This window comes from Paenibacillus woosongensis (genome assembly GCF_009725165.1).
GTDB lineage: Bacteria > Bacillota > Bacilli > Paenibacillales > Paenibacillaceae > Fontibacillus > Fontibacillus woosongensis.
In genome coordinates this window covers 1-794 of record NZ_WNZW01000037.1, presented here as the reverse complement: position 1 = coordinate 794, position 794 = coordinate 1, and the positions used below count along the sequence as shown (strand labels likewise).

Here is a 794-nt window from a genome sequence, read left to right as displayed (position 1 = left end):
GCTCCCCGAGGCAGTTTCGTTGTTCGCCACGTCCTTCTTCGGCTCCTAGCGCCTAGGCATCCTCCGTGTGCTCTTAGTAGCTTAACCATAATGCTTCGGTTTTGCGCCTGGTGCTCTGTTGTTCGCCAATTTCTTGATTAAGTAAATTCATACAAGGTAGAAATCGTCTCACAAAGGATCTCCAGTCCCAAAACCTACGCTAGCCACTTTTCACTTCACTTGTTGACACAAGTTCAGCTATGATGAATTTCAATTTGGCTTTGCAGCTAATTTAAATTCATCAGAAAAGGATTTTTCTAAAACGCAAATTTCGTTTCGTTATCCAGTTTTCAAGGATCAAGGACGGAACTTCTGTAACGATCACCTTCGGTGACGTTCAAAATTCCTGTCAATTTGTTCAACCGCCATTTTACCGGCGGAGGACTATCTTATCAAATCCACACTCCCCATTCAAGCGGTAAGTTATGGAATTGATTTGAATCAAGATGGTATTTGATTGGTGGAGCCAAGCGGGATCGAACCGCTGACCTCCTGCTTGCAAGGCAGGCGCTCTCCCAGCTGAGCTATGGCCCCGCAAATTCCATCAAAACTGAACAAATGGACACTCGTTATTGTAGCTCTGTTATTGCAGAGCATATTTGTACCGCTTCGCTGCGGAAGCGAGGTACTCCATAGAAAGGAGGTGATCCAGCCGCACCTTCCGATACGGCTACCTTGTTACGACTTCACCCCAATCATCTACCCCACCTTCGGCGGCTGGCCCCTTGCGGTTACCTCACCGACTTCGGGTGTTG

Annotated in this window: 1 tRNA gene and 1 rRNA gene; both read right to left on the bottom strand. The window is 47.4% G+C overall.

Annotated features, from left to right (window positions below):
• Window positions 1-497 precede the first annotated feature (497 nt).
• Window positions 498-573 (bottom strand) — tRNA-Ala (locus tag GNP95_RS25505).
• A 102-nt stretch (window positions 574-675) separates the two neighbouring features.
• Window positions 676-794, bottom strand: a 16S ribosomal RNA gene (locus GNP95_RS25500); the annotation flags it as partial.